General features: G+C 60.1%; 3 protein-coding genes. 2 read left to right on the plus strand and 1 reads right to left on the minus strand.

Annotated elements, in window-relative coordinates; genetic code table 11:
* On the plus strand, nt 1-1,455 hold a 1,455-nt coding region (locus tag AC01ZF_RS08755; RefSeq protein ID WP_476575294.1), incomplete at its 5' end, for a hypothetical protein.
* Between the two features lie 220 nt (nt 1,456-1,675).
* Nucleotides 1,676-1,846, plus strand: coding sequence for a hypothetical protein (locus AC01ZF_RS08760; protein WP_476575295.1), 171 nt, complete (start codon nt 1,676-1,678; stop codon nt 1,844-1,846).
* A 491-nt stretch (nt 1,847-2,337) separates the two neighbouring features.
* On the opposite strand, the gene pgmB is transcribed toward AC01ZF_RS08760, so the two are convergent.
* Nucleotides 2,338-2,997: a beta-phosphoglucomutase gene (gene pgmB, locus AC01ZF_RS08765; protein WP_424677585.1), complete on the minus strand. Its 660-nt coding sequence runs from the start codon at nt 2,995-2,997 to the stop codon at nt 2,338-2,340.
* Nucleotides 2,998-3,044 lie beyond the last annotated feature (47 nt).

Consider the following 3,044-nt stretch of genomic DNA (forward strand, 5'->3'; position numbering starts at 1 on the left):
ACGGGGGCCTCCGGCGGGGCAGCGGCGGTCTGCCGGGCCGCGGCGAGCGCCGCAGCGGCCGGAACCCGCTTCCAGCGAAGCTACGGTCTGGCAGGGAGCAGTGAGACGATCCGCACGGTGCTGCCCACTTTCGATGGGGGCTTCCTGCTGGTCGGGCAAGTTGGGGAAGTTTATCAAACATCCTCGCTTTACCCTTACGTCGTTAAGGTGGACGCTGCGGGGAATGTGCAGTGGAGCCGGACGTATGGGGACGGGAACCAATGGACCGGCAGCGCTGTGGCCGCCGCGGATGGGAGGTTCTGGCTGGTCAGCTCGCTGATCAGCTCTACCGACCGCGACATCTACCTGGTGAAGATGGATGCGGACGGGAACGTGCAGAGGGCCATCACCTACGACATAGGGGCTATTGAGGGAGCAAGCACCATCCTGGCCACCTCGGACGGTGGTTTTCTGCTGGTGGGCAGCACTTCGCCTGGCTACCCCTCTCCTTCTCAGCCGCTGGTGGTGAAGCTGGACGGTTCAGGCAGCGTGCAGTGGAGCCGCACCTATATGCTCTCATCTTCCACAGCGCAAACGTTCCTGTTTTCCGTGGTTCAGACCGCGGACGGGGGATTCCTGGTGGGAGGCGACCGATCCTTTTACGACTATCGGACCGGCCAGACGACGTATTCTATTGTCCTGTTGAAATTGAACCCGGACGGGACGGTTCAGCAGGGGTGGGAGCTAACGGGCGGAGACCCTACCTTGGGAGGTATGGTGACCACAGCCGACGGGGGCGTTCTGCTGGTGGGGACTACGGTGGTTGGAGTGAATTCCCAGAACCTGAAAGACGACGATATCCTGACGGTGAAACTGGATAGCGCGGGGAACGTCCAGTGGAGCCGGACCTACGGGCGGCCTGGCGTTCTGGATGAGGGAGGCACGGCCGTGGTGCGGACGCCGGATGGAGGCTTTCTGCTGGCCGGAAATACCCACAATTCCAGTTCGGGTTTTGATGCCTATGCGGTGAAGATCGATGGAGCGGGAAACGTCCAGTGGAGCCGGACCTATGACGGCGGCGGAGGCGAGGGGATTACCACACCCCCATCCAAACGTTCTCAGGCCAAGGAAGCTGTGGGGACCTATGACGGCGGCGGAGGCGAGGGGATTACCACGGCCGTGATGGCTGTCGATGGGGGCTTTCTCCTGGCAGGCGATACATGGCCGGACCCTACTGCCTATGACGACATGTATGTCGTGCGGACGGATGCGGTGGGCGAAAGCGATTGCAACGCAGTCCCTGTGGTCACCGGGACGACAACACCGACGATCGCCGTATCGACGTTTGTGCCGGATAGCAGTCCGGTTTCCCTGACCGCTGGAACGTTGGCGTTCCCGAGCACGGTTCCGGCGACCCACTCGGAGAACCGCTGCCGGTATCGGCTCTACCTGCCGCTGGTGGTGCGGGAGCCGTGAAGGGGATTTCCGCGATCACCGGGAAATAGTTTTTTGTCCGATTCACCCAAGCCGAGTTCGAGGAGACCTGCCGGCGCATCCGACAGGAACAGAAGAAGCTTGAGGCGGTCACCCCATCCGAACGTGTTGTGCTGGATCATGTCGGGGTGCCGATCCAGCGGGCAGAGTGAGCGGTTTCGGGGACAACATGAAAGCGCTATATTGGAACGGTGGGGCGAAGTTGACCGCCTGGCTGTTGATCCACGACGTGGAGCGGCTGGTGGTGAACGCGATGACCACACCCCATCTCAAGGCATGGCTGCACCGGACCCTGGGCGACCTCCCGGAGTTTCCCCTGGTGTGCCAGGTGGCATGGAAAAAAAACCGCTCCAGAAAGCGCGAAGGTATGTAAACGGAGACGCCCGGGCGACCCTTTCGGCGTTTCTGGCCGACCTCTACGAGGCACGGGATGAGCGGTTCGCGCAGGTTCTCAAGCTGTAGAACATGCTGACTTTTATGGGCTTGCTGATCGGGCCGGTCCTGGTTATCACAGGCTACGGTCCGATCCTGCTAGCGGGGGCGACGGGCGGGTTGTTGAGCCACGTGGCCCGGATCTATTGTGACGGGCGGTGACGCCGGATTACGAACTCTCGTGGGCGATGGCGTTCCCGGCACCCTCTTTGGGGCTTTCAACGCTCGATCCGAACGCTTCGCTCGCTGCACACGGTACCGTTCGGTGTCGTTCTGGTCATATCTCCGACGTGAAATGAAGATGAGGAGAGGCACACGCGCTCTGTTGATTCGGTGGACAATAGGAGAAAGTGGTGCGACAGAAATCGGGTGCGGCAGTTGCTCTGCCGACCTCCCGATCAATTCTAGCCGATCCTCATCATTCAGCATTAATTACCGGTCCGGTATCGGCAATTGCGCCAACAGATCGGCGAGATGTACCCCTGCCAGACTCGGCAACACGAGATGCGCGCGACCTACCCGCTCGTGCGGCCCGATCCCGATAACGGTAAAACCGCCCGCTAATGCAGCTTCGACGCCGGCAGTCGCATCTTCGACTACCACGCATTCCGTTGGCGGTAGGCCTAGCAGTGCCGCAGCGTGTAAGAAGAGGTCTGGCGCCGGTTTCTGTCTCGTAACGCTGTAGCCATCAGCGATTGCGTCGAAGAGATCGGCGATACCGAGCCGTTCGATCACTTCACGGGCATTTTTGCTCGCCGAACCGAGTGCCGCCTTCAAACCGGTAGCCCGGATTTCATGTAACAGCTCGCGAGCACCAGGCAGGAGATCGCGTGGTGAGATGGCGCGGATATATTCGAGATAGTAGCGGTTTTTGCGTTCCATCAGCGCATTGAGCGTTGCTTCAGGGTAGGTGCGCCCTTTGAGAAGCATCAGCAGTGACTCGCGGCGTGGAATACCGCGCAGCGCTTCGTTCTCTTCACGGGTAAACGGAATGCCGAGTTCATCGGCCAAACGTTTCCACGCTTGATAATGGTATTCGGCGGTATCGGTGAGTACACCGTCAAGATCGAAAATAAATCCTTTGATCGACATCACACAATCCTCATCATCTACAGTGCAAAGAACGCAAAGAAGGCTAA

The sequence above is a fragment of the Chloroflexus sp. genome (assembly GCF_056331925.1).